16 protein-coding genes are annotated in these 17,958 nt (G+C 51.2%); 6 read left to right on the top strand and 10 right to left on the bottom strand.

Features of this window, described 5'->3' with window-relative positions:
- Window positions 1-279 precede the first annotated feature (279 nt).
- From MJB10_RS26135 to MJB10_RS26150, 4 genes are all read right to left on the bottom strand, one after another.
- On the bottom strand, window positions 280-891 hold the full coding sequence (locus MJB10_RS26135; RefSeq protein ID WP_314805866.1) for a flavin reductase family protein: 612 nt from the start codon (window positions 889-891) through the stop codon (window positions 280-282).
- 25 nt (window positions 892-916) lie between these two features.
- Window positions 917-1,525: an alpha/beta hydrolase gene (locus MJB10_RS26140; protein WP_314800134.1), complete on the bottom strand. Its 609-nt coding sequence runs from the start codon at window positions 1,523-1,525 to the stop codon at window positions 917-919.
- On the bottom strand, window positions 1,522-2,478 hold the full coding sequence (locus MJB10_RS26145) for a ring-cleaving dioxygenase (RefSeq protein WP_314800135.1): 957 nt from the start codon (window positions 2,476-2,478) through the stop codon (window positions 1,522-1,524). Before MJB10_RS26145 ends, MJB10_RS26140 begins: the two co-directional genes overlap by 4 nt.
- A gap of 96 nt (window positions 2,479-2,574) precedes the next feature.
- Window positions 2,575-3,018: a MarR family winged helix-turn-helix transcriptional regulator gene (locus tag MJB10_RS26150; RefSeq protein WP_314800137.1), complete on the bottom strand. Its 444-nt coding sequence runs from the start codon at window positions 3,016-3,018 to the stop codon at window positions 2,575-2,577.
- Between the two features lie 183 nt (window positions 3,019-3,201).
- On the opposite strand from MJB10_RS26150, the gene MJB10_RS26155 reads away from it, so the two are divergent.
- On the top strand, window positions 3,202-4,395 hold the full coding sequence (locus MJB10_RS26155; RefSeq protein WP_314800139.1) for an MFS transporter: 1,194 nt from the start codon (window positions 3,202-3,204) through the stop codon (window positions 4,393-4,395).
- 24 nt (window positions 4,396-4,419) lie between these two features.
- Here the strand turns inward: MJB10_RS26155 and MJB10_RS26160 are convergent, their stop codons facing one another.
- A complete protein-coding gene (locus tag MJB10_RS26160) occupies window positions 4,420-5,205 on the bottom strand; it encodes an SDR family NAD(P)-dependent oxidoreductase (RefSeq protein ID WP_314800140.1) in 786 nt (261 codons plus the stop codon).
- 115 nt (window positions 5,206-5,320) lie between these two features.
- On the opposite strand from MJB10_RS26160, the gene MJB10_RS26165 reads away from it, so the two are divergent.
- The gene (locus MJB10_RS26165) at window positions 5,321-5,683 is read left to right on the top strand and encodes a MerR family transcriptional regulator (RefSeq protein ID WP_314800142.1); all 363 of its coding nucleotides are present in this window, start codon (window positions 5,321-5,323) and stop codon (window positions 5,681-5,683) included.
- A gap of 112 nt (window positions 5,684-5,795) precedes the next feature.
- Here MJB10_RS26165 and MJB10_RS26170 read toward each other — a convergent pair whose 3' ends face one another.
- Both MJB10_RS26170 and MJB10_RS26175 read right to left on the bottom strand, forming a co-directional pair.
- A complete protein-coding gene (locus MJB10_RS26170; RefSeq protein ID WP_314800143.1) occupies window positions 5,796-7,544 on the bottom strand; it encodes an ABC transporter ATP-binding protein in 1,749 nt (582 codons plus the stop codon).
- Window positions 7,545-7,559: 15 nt separating this feature from the next.
- Window positions 7,560-9,302, bottom strand: coding sequence for an ABC transporter ATP-binding protein (locus MJB10_RS26175; RefSeq protein ID WP_314800145.1), 1,743 nt, complete (start codon window positions 9,300-9,302; stop codon window positions 7,560-7,562).
- 188 nt (window positions 9,303-9,490) lie between these two features.
- Here MJB10_RS26175 and MJB10_RS26180 point away from each other — a divergent pair, with 188 nt between their 5' ends.
- The 3 genes from MJB10_RS26180 (at window position 9,491) to MJB10_RS26190 (ending at window position 12,911) form a co-directional block, all read left to right on the top strand.
- Entirely contained in the window at window positions 9,491-10,510 is a 1,020-nt protein-coding gene (locus MJB10_RS26180; protein ID WP_314800147.1) for a copper amine oxidase N-terminal domain-containing protein, read from the top strand.
- A 127-nt stretch (window positions 10,511-10,637) separates the two neighbouring features.
- Window positions 10,638-12,026 (top strand): threonine synthase, encoded by a 1,389-nt coding sequence (thrC, locus tag MJB10_RS26185; RefSeq protein ID WP_314800149.1) that lies wholly within the window; start codon window positions 10,638-10,640, stop codon window positions 12,024-12,026.
- Between the two features lie 384 nt (window positions 12,027-12,410).
- Entirely contained in the window at window positions 12,411-12,911 is a 501-nt protein-coding gene (locus tag MJB10_RS26190; protein WP_397386650.1) for a hypothetical protein, read from the top strand.
- Window positions 12,912-13,008: 97 nt separating this feature from the next.
- On the opposite strand, the gene MJB10_RS26195 is transcribed toward MJB10_RS26190, so the two are convergent.
- The 3 genes from MJB10_RS26195 to MJB10_RS26205 all read right to left on the bottom strand — a co-directional run bounded on the left by MJB10_RS26195 (window position 13,009) and on the right by MJB10_RS26205 (window position 16,989).
- Window positions 13,009-13,671, bottom strand: a complete 663-nt coding sequence (locus MJB10_RS26195; RefSeq protein WP_314800151.1) for a stalk domain-containing protein — start codon at window positions 13,669-13,671, stop codon at window positions 13,009-13,011.
- Window positions 13,672-13,860: 189 nt separating this feature from the next.
- Window positions 13,861-14,940, bottom strand: coding sequence for a 23S rRNA (adenine(2503)-C(2))-methyltransferase RlmN (gene rlmN, locus MJB10_RS26200; RefSeq protein WP_314800152.1), 1,080 nt, complete (start codon window positions 14,938-14,940; stop codon window positions 13,861-13,863).
- Window positions 14,941-15,201: 261 nt separating this feature from the next.
- Window positions 15,202-16,989 (bottom strand): methyl-accepting chemotaxis protein, encoded by a 1,788-nt coding sequence (locus tag MJB10_RS26205; RefSeq protein WP_314800153.1) that lies wholly within the window; start codon window positions 16,987-16,989, stop codon window positions 15,202-15,204.
- 156 nt (window positions 16,990-17,145) lie between these two features.
- Here MJB10_RS26205 and MJB10_RS26210 point away from each other — a divergent pair, with 156 nt between their 5' ends.
- Window positions 17,146-17,802: an HAD family hydrolase gene (locus tag MJB10_RS26210; protein ID WP_314800154.1), complete on the top strand. Its 657-nt coding sequence runs from the start codon at window positions 17,146-17,148 to the stop codon at window positions 17,800-17,802.
- The last annotated feature ends 156 nt before the right edge of the window (window positions 17,803-17,958 follow it).

Below are 17,958 nucleotides of genomic sequence, written 5' to 3' on the forward strand. Positions count from 1 at the left end.
TAAGAGCGGTTGACCGCTCTTATCTTGGGAGTTTGGTTAGTTGGAGACGAGTTAGAAGCGGTTGACCGCTTCTATCAGGCTCGTTTGGGTGGTTTTGTGGCTCATTTGAGCAACTTAAGAGCGGTGGAACGCTTCTATCTTGGGAGCTAGGCCGCTTGGGGGCGAGATAGAAGCGGTTGACCGCTTCTATAAGGTGCGGAGTCGGGGCAGGGCTCCCCATTTACAAAAAGAGACGAATCACCACCGCTCCATCCCAGAGCGGGGCAATTCGTCTCCCTATCAGGAAGGCCGATCGATGGCGAACATCTCGCCCAGCTTCGCATACGAGCTTCCAGCCAGCCGACTGACGGGCATCAGCTTCTGCGGATCGATATGCCCATCTTCATAGATGGCGTCATCGATGTGCATGTACACCACCCGCCCGATTAGGAGATCGGCCGCGGGTGCATCCGCTGTTCCGCCGAGCGGAATCGCTTGCTCCAGCACGCATTCCATGCGAATGCTGGCTTCTGCGATACCCGGCACTGCGAGGCGGCTGCTCGGTGCGGGTGTGAGCCCTGCGAGCGCCACTTCGCTTTCGTCTGGCGGCAGCGCGGCCGCCGTCTGGTTGATCGCGTCGATATAGGATTCGTCGGAGATATGAACGACGAATTCCCCACTATCGACCGCATTGCGGGAGGTGTCCTTACGGACGCCGCCCTTGCGCTGCACGGAGACGGCTACCATCGGCGGGTTCGCTGTCACGATGGTGAAATAGCTGAAGGGCGCGGCGTTTAACACGCCTTCCTTAGACAAAGTGGTCACGAAAGCGATGGGACGCGGAATAATACTGCCAATGAGCAGCTTATAATTGTCCCGCTCGCTTTGCGTGGATGGATCTATGGCAATCATCGTCATGAGCGATCACTCCCTTCTGTTACACCAAGGCACCGCGCAGCCATTCCGCCGCTGCAAAAACCTCCGAACGCGTCAACTGGTGTCCCGCATTCTCCCAATGCACCACAACCTCAGCGCCTGCGTTGCTCAGCAATCTTTCCAACTCCTCCGATTCCTGCGGCGAGCAGATCGGGTCGTTCTTGCCTGCGCCGATGAAAACTGGCGTATCGGTCAGATCCGGCAGTTCGATGCCGCGCCGCGGCACCATCGGGTGATGCAAAATGGCGGCGCGCAGCGCATTCGGGTAGTGGAACAACAGGCTGCCCGCAATATTCGCCCCGTTGGAATAGCCGATCGCCACGACGTTGCGACGGTCGAAGCCATGCTCGATCGCCGCTTGATCGAGGAAATCATACACTTCTTTCGTGCGGAAGAGGAGATCTTCCTCATCAAAGACCCCTTCCGCCAGCCTGCGGAAAAACCGCGGCATGCCATTCTCCAATACATTCCCTCGTACACTTAGCACCGAGGAGGTTGGTGAAACCGCCTGCGCCAGCGGCAGCAGGTCTTGCTCCGTCCCGCCTGTGCCGTGAAAAAGCACGAGCACTGGCGCTGTTACATCCGATCCTTGCTGATAAATATGTCTCATCGCACATCCCCCTCCAATACGCGTACTTTAATCGGCGGTAAATTACTTTCGATTTGAGCGCGGTGCGCTTCATACCATGGTGGCAGCATCAGCTGCTCACCGAGTGCCTCAGGCTGCTCATCGCGGGCAAAGCCTGGTGGATCCGTGGCAATCTCGAATAGAATGCCCCCTTCCTCACGGAAGTAGATCGCGTTGAAGTATTGGCGATCGACGATTTCCGTTGGATGGTAGCCGTGGTTAGTCACGTGGCTTCTCCAGCGTGCATGCTCGGCATCATCTTTGGCGCGCCATGCGATATGGTGCACCGTTCCTGCGCCGCCAGCGCCGTAATCCATGGGCGTTACGTTGATATCGATAATGTTGCCGAGATCGCCATAAGATCTGTACCGCGCGTAGGCGCCTTCTTGGCCCACTTTTTCCAGCCCCATCACATTCTGCAGCAGCTGCGACGTTTGATCAGGTGCGGTGCTGTACAGGACAGCGCCGCCGAAGCCTTTAATCGCTTTGTCCACAGGCACACCTCCGAAAGCCCACTGGCTAGGCGCACCTTGCTCGCGCTCCACAATTTCAAGCCGCAAGCCATCGGGATCTTTGAATTGGAGATACGTTTCTCCGAAGCGAGCTGTTTTTTCATAACCGATATCGAATTGCGTCAACCGTGCTTCCCAAAATGCTAGGCTTCCTGTCGGTACCGCATAGGTGGAAATCCCGACTTGACCACCGCCGATACGGCCTTTGCGCGAGCCAGCATACGGGAAAAACGTAATGATCGTACCCGGACTCCCCGCTTCATTACCAAAATAAAGATGATACACTTCGGGGGCATCGAAATTGATCGTTTTTTTGATCATACGAAGTCCGAGAAGTCCTGAATAAAAGTCCACTGTCGCCTGTGCATGCTGCACGAAAGCGGTGATATGGTGAATGCCTGCTGTTTGTTGTTGGGTTGTCATGATGAACATCTCCTTATTGTTAATTGTCTTTAATTTAAGATATTGGGTGTGCCAAAAGCAGAGGGTGGGATTACGGCTGAACTTGCCGTCTACCCACTATTTAAAACCCTCCTGCGCGAATTTGCCCAGCTTCTTCAACAGCCCACTAGCGACTCGCTTCTCCTCATCGGTCAGGCCTGCCACTGCGCCTTCAATCACTTCCGCATGTTTCGGAAATACATCCTCAATGAAAGCTTTCCCTTTTTCCGTAATTTCAGCAAAAACTAATCGGCGATCCTCGCTGGACGTGTTGCGGATGACGTATTCCTTTTTAACCAATTTATCAACGACGTAGGTGATGTTCCCGCTGCTCATGAGCACCTTGCCCCCAATTTGTTGAATGGCCTGCGAACCCTTGTGGTACAGCAGCTCCAGTACACCGAACTCCGTGCGGTTCAGTCCGTGTTTGCGAATATCACGATCGCCGTGCGCATTCACCCACTCGCTGGCTCGAGACAGTGCGATATAGAGATCTAGAGCATCTTTTCTCGTTTCATTCATCGGACGTCACCTCGTTTCTTCGCTTCATTTATCTTAATTTAAAGATACTTTATTTTAAGATAACTGTCAATAGGTAAAATGAACGTTGCTTAAATAGTAGTAATCAGATTGTCACACCTTCCGCGGGCTGCACATGGTATGATTAAGCCTTTAGAACGGACAGAAAGGTTGGTTAGCTTACACATGCACACATCACAGGTTTTACATGGGAGCGTAGCCGAGAAAGAGCGTTTCCCGATCTCCCTTTTTTCCTTAACCGTCGGTGCTTTCGCCATTGGTATGACCGAGTTCGTCATTATGGGTATTCTCCCCAATGTTGCGGACGACTTACACGTCAGTATTTCCCAAGCGGGACAGCTGATCACGGGTTACGCGCTTGGCGTCGCTTTCGGCGCTCCCATTCTCGCTATGCTCACTCATAAATTGCCGCAAAAGCGCCTCTTGTTGGTGCTCATGCTCATTTTCATCCTAGGCAATGGCTTAGCTGCGCTCGCACCCAATTACGGCATCGTGCTTGTTGCTCGGCTCATTTCTGCGTTAGCGCATGGCACATTTTTCGGTGTTGGGTCCGTCATTGCGGCGAATCTCGTTCGTCCTGATAAACGGGCAAGCGCCATATCCGTCATGATGGCTGGACTCACCATCGCCAATATTATCGGCGTGCCGCTAGGCACTTTCATTGGTCAACATCTGGGCTGGCGAGCATCGTTCGGTGCTGTTGTACTGATGGGGATTATCTCGTTCATCGGCATCCTCATCTTTATCCCGCACATCCAGACGAAAACGAACAGCGGTCTCATGCAGCAAGTGCGTTCATTAGGACAGCCGCGGTTGTTGCTTGTTTTTCTGATCGGTGCGCTAGGCTGCAGCAGCTTGTTCGCCGTATTCACTTATATTGCCCCGATTCTGATGCAAATAACAGGCTTTAAAGAAAGCAGCGTGACGTGGATTCTCGTCCTGTTTGGCTTTGGGGTGACACTTGGCAATGTGGTCGGTGGCAAAATGGCCGATTGGAAGCTGATGCCTTCCTTGATCGGCAACTTCGCAGCGCTTTCGCTCATCCTCGCTGTCTTCGCCTACACAGACCATTTCCCGATCGCCGCGATCATTACCATCTTCGTGTGGGGTGTCGCTTCCTTCGGGATCTTACCTGGACTCCAGATTCGCATTATGAATCTGGCCAAAGAAGCGCCAGAGCTGGCAGCCACCTCTACGCACTCCGCGTTGAACTTGGGCAATGCCTTGGGTGCCTTCCTCGGCGGCTGGGCGATCACGCACGTCGGCCTCTCGTCCCTGCCGCTGTTCGGCGCAGGATTGACGGGCGCGGGGTTTGTTTTGATGCTGTGGAGCTACTTGAGAGAGCGTAAAGTGAGGTAGGTTAAAGTGGCATATTCCAAGGAACTAACGGCTATTTGTTTTGTTCGGATTGTCTCTGTATTTTGACACAAACGGATATATCGGATCTCTTAATTCGAAGTCATACGTTTCTCCATTCACAATGCCTACCACCTTCTCACTGTCATATAAATCGAGCAATAACCCGGCCATTTGTTTAGCTGTATGGAATTTAGGAACAACACCATTATATTCAAAATTGTCAATATTATAGGACCGTTTCGCAAATTCGGTCTCTGTTGCAGCAGGAGCCAGGACTTTTGCTTGCATGGCAGCTCCATTTGCTTTCAATTCTTGTGCTAGACCTTCTGTAAAGGCACTTACATAGAATTTTGTCGCGCAGTAGGTCACAGCATCGGCAACAATACGGTATCCTCCTCCTGATGAAATATTGATGATTTGCGTTCCTTCAACATCTGCATAGTCGCGTACATAAAGAGAAGATAGAACGGTCAATGCTTCAATATTCAAGTGAAGCATTTTCTCAATTTTGTTTAAATCTTGATCCCCAACAGTTGCAAAGTTTCCAAAACCAGCATTGTTGATCCAGGTTTCAATCTGATAATTCCGAAGACTTTCGTAGAATTCATGAACATTTACAGTAACCGATAAGTCAACGGTCCGAATGACAACATCCAGATCTGCGTTCATGTCAGCCACTTTTGATTTTAACTTTTCCAACTCCTCCGTTCTGCGAGCTGCTAGGATTAAATTTTTTCCCCGACCCGCAAAAGCAAGAGCCGTTTCAAACCCAATTCCTGAACTAGCACCCGTAATAAGTGTATATTTCATCGATTTACCTCCTGAATTTTATACAATAGATTTTTTGTGAACGAGCTATGATTTAAGTATACTTATTAGAGTAAACTCTAAGTCAAGAATAATATAATCAATGTGGAGGTTGCTTATGTACACCATTGGCGAAGTGGCTGATATTTTAGGATTAAGCACACATACATTGAGGTATTATGAAAAGGAAAACATTATTTTTCCTGCGCGTGATGCAAGCGGAGACAGGCGATATAACGATTCACATATTAACTGGCTGCAATTTGTTATCAAGCTAAAAGAAACTCAAATGCCCATCGCGAAAATAAAGAAATATGCATCATTAGTATTAGAAGGAGACCATACCACACTAGATCGATTAAGCCTTTTAGAACAACACAAACATGTTATAAAGCAACAAATCAGAACGTTAAAAGCTGCGGATGATATGCTTGAACATAAAATTGCTGCTTACAAAGATTACATCAATAAACGTGAATAGAATTAGGATCTAGGAAATACGGTTCCCCTCACTTTATCTAGTAGGGCCAAAGGCCAATTCATATGTAAAAAGGCAAAAAAGGCGCTTCCCCCACCGAGGAAGCGCCTTTCTCCTATCCCACAACCGCAGAAGCGCCCTTCTGCAGTTGGTACATTTTCGCGTAGCGGCCGCCCAGCGCCATCAGCTCGTCGTGATTGCCCCGCTCGGCGATCTCGCCGCGGTGCAGCACAAGAATTTGATCCGCCTCGCGGATCGTGGACAGCCGGTGCGCGATGACGAGCGTCGTGCGCCCTTCACTGACCACCTTCAGCGCGCGCTGAATGAGGCCTTCCGTCTCGCTGTCGATGGAGGCTGTCGCCTCATCGAGGATAAGGATCGACGGATCGAAGGCCAGCGCGCGCGCGAACGAGATCAACTGCCGCTGTCCCGAGGACAGCGTGCTCCCCCGCTCGACGACTTGCTCGTCGTAGCCGTGCGGCAGCTGCTCGATGAAGCCGGCTGCGCCGACATCGAGCAACGCCTTTTTCACCCGATCCAGTGTGATGTCTGGATTGTACAGCGAGACGTTGAACTTGATGTCGCCAGCGAACAAGAACGGATCCTGCAGCACGATCCCCATGTGCTTGCGCAGCGCTTGTTTGGACATGCTCTGAATGTTATGCCCATCAATGGTAATCACGCCCTCGTTCGGCTCGTAGAAGCCGAGGAGCAGGTTCATGATGGAGCTTTTGCCTGAGCCGGTGTGCCCAACCAAGGCGATGGTCTCTCCTTTCCGCGCCTCGAACGAAATTCCTTTAAGTACATTCTCCCCTTTTTTATAGGCAAAGGTGACGTTGTCGAACTTCACGACCCCCTCAGGTCGCGGAACTTGGTCGGTCTTTTCCACATCGTGTCCTTCCATGTCAAGGATCGCGAACACTTTGTCCGCTGACACGAAAGCCCGCTGCGCATTCGTCAATTGATCGAAAATCCCGATAATCGGTTGGAAAACCCGCCCCAGATAGTCAATGAACGCATAGAACACACCGAAGGAGATCGCGGTTTCTAACGATTTTCCGCCAAAATACCAAATCACCATCGCCGTCACCAGGCTCCCGATCGTTCCCACCACATTCCGCGAGGATAATGCGTAAATGCGGAACTGTTTCAGCTGATTGACCAATCGGTCATTGTTCAACACCTCGAATTCATCCAGCGTCACCTTCTCTCGGCGAAACGCTTGAATAATCGGCATCACGACGATGGATTCGTTGATCATGGCATTCATATCGCTCAGTCTAGCACGCATAATCGTGATAAAAATCTTCGAATACTTAAGATGTACCCGCATAATCAATACGAAAATCGGCGGCAGCACCAAGCCCAAAACCGCTAGATGCCAGTCCAGCACGAACAGGGCAATGTAAATACCAAGGAGCTGCATTGTGCTGACGACGAAGGTCGCCATGAAGCTCATGAACAGGTCACGCACCGCTTCCGTATCATTCGCAATCCGTGACACGACTTGCCCGATCGGCGTATTGTCGAAATAGCGCAACGAGATGCGCTGGATGTGGGCCATGAGGTCCATGCGCATGTTTTTGATAATTTGCAGAGCGGTGGATTGAAGGATGTACGCTTGCGAATAATTACAGAGACCGGCTGTTAGCAGCAAAGCCATATACAGGCCAAGCAGCCCCAGCACGGGCGCCATATCGCTCACACCACCAGCTAGATGCTGGTCGATAATCGTTTTCGTTATATAAGGGCCGCCGAGTTCCGCCGCTACAGAGCAGCACAGGATGAGCAGCGCTCCGAGAATTCTAAATTTATAGACCAGGGCGTAGGATATAAGCCGTCTAGCCGTCGTTTGTTTGGACATGGGGCTCCTCCCTTTCTAGTCTTCGAGACTGGCTTCCATCTGTTGGCGATCCCATTGCTCACGGTACCAGCCGCCGAAATGCATCAACTCTTCATGCGTGCCTTCTTCGATTACTCTGCCCTCGTCGAGGACGAGAATCCAGTTCGCATGACTGACCGCGGATAAGCGATGTGTCGTAATGAGCGTTGTGCGGCCTGCGCGTTCCTTGCGGATATGCTGGAGAATGCGGGCTTCCGTCCGAGCATCCACCGCAGAGAGGGAGTCATCCAACAGCAGGATTTCTGAATCGATGAGCAGCGCCCTCGCGATCGCCAATCGCTGCTTCTGTCCGCCGGACAGCATGACGCCGTTCTCACCGACAATCGTGGATAATCCGTCAGGCATCCCAGCAATATCTTGGGCAAAAGAAGCCATCTCTACCGCATGCGCGATCTCTTCTGGCGAAGCCGTGTGCTTGCCCAGCGCGATATTATCGCGAATGGACTTGGATAAGAGCAGGTGCTCTTGCGGCACATAGGCGACCCAGGCTTTCATTTGATCCATGGCAATGTGCTCGATTGGCACGCCAGATACGAACAATTTACCTGACTCAATGGGATATTGGCGTAGGAACTGCTTGAGCAGCGTAGACTTACCGCTGCCCGTACGACCCACGATGCCCAGCGTCTGACCGCGCTCCAGTTGGAAGGAAACATCGACGAGACTCGGATGGTTCGCAATTGGATAGGTGAACGTTAACCCTTTCATCTCGATACGTTCGGGCATAGCAACAGTCGTGGGGGTATCCACGTCGACCAGATCTGGCTTTTGCGTCAGCGCTTTATCCAAACGGTCGGCCGAGGCGCTTCCGCGCTGCAGGACATTGATGAATTCCCCAAAGGAAATCATCGGCCAGATGAGCATCCCGAGATAAATATTGAAAGAGATCAGCTGACCCAGCGTAATCTCATTCTGGAAGACGAGGTATGAGCCATAGCCGATTCCGATCGAATAGCTCAAACCGACGATTAACGAAGTCAACGGCTGGAATAGCGCATTGAGCATGGAGACGCGGCGGTTTTTGTGCATGACATCGGACGTCACCTTATCAAAAGCTTTGAGATCATGCGCCTCCTGCACATAGGAGCGTATCACGCGAATCCCCGAAATCGATTCTAAAGCATGATCGTTCATGGCGCCGAAGGAGGCTTGCGCTGCGAGAAAGCGTACACGTACCTTTTTGCCTAGAATATTAATCGCCAGGGCGAGAAAAGGCAGGGGAATCAATGCCGCCAGCATCAATTTAAACGAAATGAGCGACACCATCGTCACGATGACAACCGACGCACCAACTATCGTGTGGACTAGCGTCATAACGCCGTAGCCCGAGGTTTGACCAATGGCCAGCACATCATTCGTTGCCAACGCCATCAATTGCCCCGTCGAGTTGCGTTGGAAGAACGCGGGGGACATGGTCGTCAGATGGCCGAGCAGACGGCCTCTGAGCAGTTTTTCCACCAAAGCAGAGTTACCGAACAAATTCGTAATCCAGAGATATGCCATCACGTAAATCAGCAGGGCAAGCAGCACGAGCAGGAGCACCGTGTGATGCAGTTGGGAGGCGGACAGATTCCCTTTTTGAATATGATCAATCGTATTGCCTATCATTTTAGGCGGAATGGTTGCCAGTAAATTCACACCGATCATCAGGGAGACTGCCAGCGCATAGAACTTCCATCTCTCTTGAAAAAACCATCGCAACTTTAGCACAAAAGACAACGTTTCCACCTCTTTTTTTCCAAATTACAGTCATCCCTTGATTGTATAGTTCCCAGACCGCCAAGTCCACACCTCAGATGATTAAAATGAAACTTTCGGCACGTCTGCAACCTTCTCCGCGCATCCTGCGTTTGAGTTATTGTGATCGATCACCCAACATTTACATACAGGAAGGAAGTTCTACATCTATGAAACCTTTGATGACCCGAAGTCTCGCGATCCTCTCCGTATCGAGCATGCTGGCAACTGGTGCGGCTTATGCTGCTTCCCCTGAGGCGGCTCCCGTTCAAATTCAACCGATTAGCGCTAACCTTGATGTGACCGTTCAAGTGAATGGCACTGCCCTTACTGATCTTGGATTTCTAGGGGCAAATGGTGCCGAGGCGATGCTGCCGTTACGCGCTGTAACGGAAAGTCTGGGCTTTAAGCTGACTTGGCATCCAGAAACTTATTCGGTCGACCTGGTGAAGGGCAACGTATTTACAACCGTTAAGACAGGCGAAGATCGCTATACGATTAATAAAATGTTTACTGAGCTCGGCACCGCGCCTCAATTAGTAGATAGCAAGCTGTACGTGCCCGCATCATTCGTGAAAACAATCTTGCATGGCTCCGTTGCGACGGAAGGGAACGCTGTGTCCGTTTCGTTGAAAGAGGAGGCGAAGAAGGTGCAATCGACAGGCGTGATTACGTCTATCCAAACCATAAAGCCTGACCATACGATGATTCATATTCAGGATGTTGGGACTGGCGGCATCGTGCTTAATGTAGGCCCAGAGACAACGTATCAAATGCTGGATGGATCGGAGCTGACGCTTGCTGATCTGCATGTTGGCTTAACGATTACGGCTGAACATTCCTTAGCGATGACGATGAGCTTGCCGCCGCAAACGTCTGCGTCTAACATCACAGTGCTCGATACTGCCGTTCACAAAGGCTCGGTAGGTACAGCTGGCGTGATTGAAGATGTGCGTGAAAATGGCAGCCTGCTTCTCAAAGGCGAAGGGCTTTCCGAGACTTCACCAGACGAGGTTGTGCTGACAGTGAGCGCGGATACCGCTATCGTTGACGGCAAAGGTGAACCAGTAGATAAGGCTGCGCTGACAAAAGGTGCTAAGATCATCGGGTTCTACGGGCCGATGATGACGAAGAGCCTGCCGCCGATCAGCCAAGCTTGGAAAATCGTTGTTGAGACTGATAACGAGTAAAAGAAGATGGATTTCGGAAACCTTCCCTGCTGGGGAGGGTTTCTTTGTTTATCGGGCCCCCGCACACTGTCCAAATGTTCTGTTTTTTGATACAATAACTGAAAATTCAATCGTTAAGGGGACTCATATGGAATACATTAGCACGCGAGGCCAAGTAGCACCCATCGGTTTCATCGATGCGATCTTGATGGGATTAGCCAATGACGGCGGTTTACTTGTTCCGAAGTATATCCCGCAGCTATCTGCTGACACGCTTCAATCCTGGTCGAAACTGTCCTATTCGGAACTGGCTCTTGAGATTTTCTCACTCTATGTGAATAACGAAATTCCACGCGATGAGCTGAAAAAGCTCGTTGACGACAGCTACGCAACATTCCGCGACGAAGCGGTGACGCCTGTGAAGCGTTTGACGGAGGGCACGTATGTCCTTGAATTGTTTCACGGTCCGACATTCGCCTTCAAGGACATTGCGTTGCAATTCCTTGGCAATCTCTACGGGTACGTTTCCCGCAAAACGAACTCCATCATTCACATTCTCGGCGCTACTTCAGGCGACACGGGCGCTTCAGCGATCGAAGGCGTTCGCGGCAAAGAGGGCATTCGCATTTGTATCTTGCACCCTCACGGGAAAGTCAGCCAAGTGCAAGAGCTGCAAATGACGACCGTGAACGATGCCAATGTGTTGAACTTGTCCGTCGAGGGTACTTTCGATGATTGCCAACGCATCATCAAGGAGCTATTTGCAGATGTTGAGTTTAAACACCGCTACCATCTGCGTGCGATTAACTCGATCAACATTGCCCGTATTTTGGCGCAAACTGTGTACTATTTCTACGCGTACTTCCAGCTCCCTCAGGAGGCACAGGCTGCTAAGGTGAACTTCAGCGTGCCGACGGGGAACTTTGGCGATATTTTCGCCGGTTACTTGGCGCAGAAAATGGGTCTTCCAATTAACAAGCTCATTCTCGCAACGAATGAGAATAATATTCTGGAGCGCTTCGTGAAAGAAGGCGTGTACCAACCAGGCGAGTTCCGCGGCACGTACAGCCCGTCCATGGATATTCAAGTGGCGAGCAACTTCGAGCGCTACTTGTTCTATCTGTACGGCGAGGACGCTGCTGCAGTAACGGCGATCATGGCGCAGTTCAAGGCCGAAGGCCGCGTCGTCATTCCTGCCGACAAGCTGGCGGCGGTGCAGGCGGATTTCGCCGCGTATGGCGTACAGAACGAGGAGTGTCTGGACACGATCAGCGACTACCATGCACAGGTAGGGTACTTGCTTGACCCGCACACGGCGTGCGGCGTCGCTGCTGCCGACAAGCTCGCCTCAGCTGGCGAGGTAACGGTTGCTCTGTCCACGGCGCATCCAGCGAAGTTCGATGAGTCGATTCGCTTGCGCGGGATTGCGCAGACGTATCCGGAGCAAATCCAGGCTCTGTTCGAGAAACCACAGTTCCAGAAGGTGGTTGGCGGTTCGAACGAGGCGATCAAGGATGAGCTCGTGACGTTTTTCTAGGAGGCCTTTGGTCCCCAGACGGAACGTAGATGCGCTAATCAGCTGGATTCCCGCTTAAAAGGTCGGCAAGCGGAACGTGGGTACGCTATTGCTCCGATTTTCGTAGGTTTCGGCCAATTTGTGAGAAATAAGGCATCCACGTTCCGTTTCAGCAGGCAAAGTAGCTAATTAGTTAAGATTAGCGCACTGACGTTCCACTTCGCGTTCAAGCTACGATTACGAGGCTGTCCATCATGGACGGCCTCTTTTGCGTCATTCACGCCCACATCTCAGTCCCGAGACCGATCTTCGTCCTTCCCTATAGTCGGAAGACACGTCTACCGTGGCATGATATGCTTAGAGCAATGAATCCACGATATAGGAGTGAACCCATTGTCTATGAATATGAATCGAAGCGCCTTTCTTGGTCCGATCTTGATTCTGTTAGGTATTTTTATGTTTCTGAAAGGTGATGTTGCTTTCGGGACAGGTACGATTTTTGAGTTTTTCTGGCCTACCCTGTTTGTGATCCCTGTAGGCGTGTTCTTCCACTGGATGTACTTCTTCATCATGCAGCGCCGCGGCGTTGGGTTGCTCGTGCCAGGCGGAATCGTGTTGACCGCGGGGATCGTGTGCCAAATCTCCACCCTGTTCGATATCTGGCATCTCATGTGGCCTGGATTTATGTTAGCAGTTGCCATTGGTTTGTTCGAACTGTATTGGTTCGGCGACCGCAATAGATACCTGCTGATTCCGATCAGCATTCTTGCTGTGATGTCGCTGCTGTTCTTCGCGATCTTCTCGATCGGCTCGTTGTTCAGCGCCCTCTTCCACAACAACTCCATCATTGCCATCGGGCTGATCGTTGTTGGCGGTCTAATGATGATGATGCGCAATCGCGGCTAATCGGTATGAAAAAAGAGCCATCAACTGGATTTATTCAATCCAATGAGATGGCTCTTTTCGTCGCTCGGGTGTGCTGGAGACTACTCCTACGGCGGAGCTACTTATACATTCCCACATTCACGCTATCACGCTCATGTACGCTCAAAATATGTGAAAGCGAGCGCTTCCCTCCCGCTTTTGTCAACAAACCAAAACGTGCGTTCAACCCCGACCAGCCCTCGATCCCATCCACCTGATAGTTACCAGTAACGTATGCTTGGGCAAGCTCTTTATTAGACCAGAACTCGATGGTTGAGCTGGAGATACCCCCCATTTGATCGACCAAAAGAAGTAAGAACAGCTTCTGCTGATCTGTATTTTCAGGCACGTCCACATACCCATCTGAAAAAACAACAGTTGTGTCTGGATGACCCTCCACCTGTTGACTAATGACCTCAAAGTTCAAGCTATATTTGCCATGAAGCAGGGAAGATACAAAGCTAGCCTCCTGCCCATTTGCCTCAGCAGCGGTCGGCGCAGCTCCTCCGCTAACAATCACCGTATTCGTCTCTTCTTGCCAAGTCACTTTGGCGCCCAGCCCTTCCGCAATCGCCCGCGTCGAGGTCAACGTTGTTCCATCGCTAGTGACTTGAACAGGCGTATCCAGCTTCGTCCCATTCACCACAACTTGTCTACTCGTTTGAATCGCGTCTGACGCATTAGCAGCGGTCACTGCCATGCAAGCAACACCACAAATGACACCCAGCACAAACTTCTTCATACGTGTGACCTCCCTTAGGAACTGTAGACAAGCTATGGCTCAATCGCCTAATCACAACGTGAAAAGACGGGCTTGTACTCATTGTATGCAAGACATCTCCATTTCTTTCTTCTCTATTCTCGCCATGAATGCGCTGTCCTAAGCATATGGCAAAAAGCCCGTGAATCCCTCCGATTCACAGGCTCTGTTTCACCCCGCGACGACGCTCTCGCCGGCTTGTTTGATTTGCTTGCTCCGCAGCTGGCCGCACGCCGCATCAATGTCCGTTCCGTGCTCCAAACGCACGCTGCAGGAGATGCCCTGCTTCTTGAGCGTGTCGTAGAAGGCGCGCACGGTCTCGCGGTCTGTCCGCTGATACTGGCTATGCTCATCCACCGGGTTATACGGGATCAAGTTCACATTCGCCAGCTGGCGGATGTGCCCGATCAGCTCAGCCAGTTGCAGCGCATGCTCGTGCCCATCGTTCACGTCTTTGAGCAAAATATATTCGATCGTAATTCGACGATTCGTCTTTTCTAAATAATACTCAATCGCGCTCATCAGCGTCTCAATCGGGATTGCTTTGTTGATTTTCATGATGCGTGTCCGCAACTCATTCGTTGGCGCATGCAAGGAAATGGCCAAATTCACCTTCAGGTCGGAATCGGCAAACTCGCGAATCTTATTCGCCAGCCCGCTGGTGGACACGGTAATGTGTCTGGCGGCGATGTCGAGACCTTTCTGATCTTTCACCACGCGGATGAAATCGGTCATATTCTCGAAATTGTCGAACGGCTCGCCGATGCCCATCACGACAATGTGGCTGACGCGCTCGCCTTGGCCCAGCGAATCCAGATGGAATTGGACCTTCATGATTTGTCCCACAATCTCACCCGCTGTGAGATCACGGCTCTTCGCCAGCAATCCGCTCGCACAGAAGCTGCACCCAATGTTGCACCCCACCTGCGTCGTCACACAGACGGACAAGCCGAATTTGTGGTGCATGAGCACCGTTTCGATCAAATTGCCATCTTCCAGTTTAAAAAGGAACTTCATCGTCCCATCCGCCGATTCCTGGCGCGTATGCTCAGTCAGCGTGTGAATCGCGAAATGCTCCTCTAAAACAGCCAAGCTATCCGGTTTCACATCGGTCATTTCTGCGAAAGAACCGACCCGCTTGCGGTACAGCCAATCCCAAACTTGCAATGCTCGGGATTTCTTGAACCCTTTGTCCCCGAGCCATGCCACTAATTGGTCAAACGTTAATCCATATATGGATGATGTATTCATTTCGTTATCCTCTTTTCAAGACGTTCACGTGCTATCTAGTTCATATTGTGCCAAAAATCCTCCCTTAACACAAGGGAAGACCTCGATTTCAAAGCAGAAAAGGTACCTCCGTAACACGGAGGCACCTAATTTGAGCAGCATCTGCGTCGTCACAATGTCGATCAGTGAACCTTCATATACCACATTGCCTGATTTAATCCTGAGTTAGTCAAGGGTTTCTTCATGAAAAAAGGATGCCCGCGGCATCCTTCTTCTTCCAATTTATACTTTAAATCGCGCTACAGCCTGGCCCAGATCATGGGACATGCCGCTCAACTCGTTCGCTGTCCGAGAAACTTCCGAAATCGTCGCTAATTGCTGCTCCGATGCAGTTGCCACGGCCTTCGTCAGCTCTGTCGTCAGGCGGGTTAATTCCGCCATTTCGACGATGCCGGCAAGCACTTCCTCGGAGCTGGCGGACATTTGCTCGGATACCGCAGACACATCGGTCATTTGGTCAACGACTTCTTGCACCGTGTGAGACAACTGCTCGAACGTGCCGTCTGTTTGTTCAACGACGGTTTGCATCGCTTCCACCTCGCCGAGACCGCGATCCATCGCGACCACAGCAGAAGCTGTCTCATGCTGGACTCGCTCGACGAGTTCGGCGATTCGCTCTGTCGCTAAGCGGGATTGATCCGCCAGCTTGCGGATTTCTGTGGATACGACTACGAAGCCTTTGCCGTGCTCGCCTGCTCTAGCCGCTTCGATTGAGGCATTCAGCGCAAGCAGGTTCGTCTGTTTCGTTACGCTCGTGATGAGAACGGTGATCTCACCAATCTCCTCCGACATCGACTTCAAACTCTGAATTGCACCGACAGCCTGCTGAACGGAGGTTAACGCTTCGGCAATTTGCTGCTTACTCCGCTTCATCTGCGCATTACCTTCGCTTGTATGCGTATGAGCATGGCTCGAAATATCTGTCGCATGGCCCGCCGATTCGGCAACGCGTTGAATGCCGACCGCCATTTCGTTCATAGCATGGCTGCTTTCTTCCGTGCCTTGGCTCTGCTGATCGGAGTGGGAAGCAAGCTGCCCCATCATCTCCGCCACCGATGCAGTGGATCTACTCGTCTGCTGCGCGCCATCTCGAAGTGTCTCTGATGCGGAAGAAACTTGCTGCGCTGCCTGCGCAATCTGGACAATCAGCCCGCGTAGATTGCCGACCATATCTTTGAGGTGATTGCCGAGATCACCCAATTCGTCTTGGCTTTTGCTTTTGACTAGCGCGACGTTGGAAAGATCCCCCTCGGCTGCTGCCTGCGCAAGCTTGACCAGCGGTTTGATTTGACGGAGATAAATTCTAATCGTTATTGAAATTACGAATGTCCCAAACACGACGGCAATGAGACCCGCCCATATAGATTGGTTCGTGTATTTGGCCATTTGCGCCTTAATGATGCTGTAATCGAAATCAAGTCCTGCAAAAGCGACTAGCTTGCCATCCTTATCCCGCAGAGCACTGACTGCACTAATCCATGTCCCTAGCGAGTCCTCGTAGACGCCAGTGATTGCGAAGCCAGTTTTCTCCGCTTCCTGCAAGGCCACGCGCAACTCTTCGACCGGCACATAGGGTTGAGCCGGTTTCTCATCTACATAAAGCTCTGCATTCGACAAAAGGTTCAACAACGCAGGCTCTCCATCCGAAGTCGTCCACTCAGGATAAAATAAATACGCATTCTCAACTAATTCGCTCTGAGAGACGCGGTCCATATCCACTTGTACTTGCATGACCTCAGGGACCGTTTTGTACGCTTCCTGGTTTTTCTTGAGTTCGACTTTTGATTTCTCGATGCTATCTATTTTTTGTATGAGCGGTGCATGGAAAATCTCTTCGAGCGCCGTCAAATTTTCCTTCATTTGCTTTTGATGCTGCTGGTACGAAGTAAATGTAAGTAATATACAAATGACGATATAGCACACGGCCGTGCAGGCTGAAATTTTGAAGGGTAACGAACGGAAATAGCGAGGAATAACGGATGACTTGCCTTGCGTTTTAGCTTGTGACATAGTTAACAAAAACACCTCCAAGAATATACAGCGCATAAGTTGGAATATCTAGGCAGTTCCGCTATCCACTACATTTCGACAAAATTGTCGAAAACCCTTTCATCTTTTTTGAAATTTGTGAAGTTTAGCAATTGTTGGGAACGAGGAGGAATAGCTATGTCACGGATAAAAGCGGTGATTTTTGATTTTGATGGGACGATTCTGGATACGGAGACCGCTTGGTATGAGGCCTTTCGGGAGGCTTATCTTGAGCATGAGGTTGAGCTGACCTTGGAGATGTACGGGCAGTGTATCGGCACTTCTTTACACGTTTTTGACCCCTATGCCTATATTGTCGAGAAAAAGGGGTTAGATGCGCAGCAATTTCGTCAAGATGTACACGCTCGGCACGATAAAAAGATGGACCAAGAACGCATCCGCCCTGGCGTGCTCGCTTATTTGGAGGAGGCTGCGCGGTTGGGGCTCCGCATTGGCTTGGCTTCCAGCTCCAAACGGTCCTGGATCGACAAGTACTTGTCGCAGCTAGGGGTTGGGTATTATTTCGAGGCGATTCGCACAGCGGAGGATGTCTCCATGGTCAAACCGCACCCCGAGCTCTACGAGCTGGCTATGCGGGATCTCGGTGTACAGCCGGCGGAAGCCTTGGCGATCGAAGATTCGCCGAATGGCGCTCGCGCGGCCGTTGCCGCAGGCATGCACGTGATCGTGACGCCGAACCCGGTGACGCGAGCGCTCATTTTTGACGGGGAGCCGCGCGTGTTCGGTTCGTTGGCAGAGCTCTCGCTGGCGGAATTAATTGAGAGCCTCGCTTAGCTCGGACATGAATTGGCAGCGTGGGAGTAATCCTGCGCTGTGTTTTGTCGGGTGTGATGGCACGGTTCGAGCATAACACTGGATTTGTCCAATAGAGAGGTACCCTAACTGGCACTCCGACGCTACTTTAAGAGCGGTTGACCACTCCTATTTCCA

Source organism: Paenibacillus sp. MBLB1832 (genome assembly GCF_032271945.1).
Classification (GTDB): Bacteria; Bacillota; Bacilli; order Paenibacillales; family NBRC-103111; genus Paenibacillus_E; species Paenibacillus_E roseopurpureus.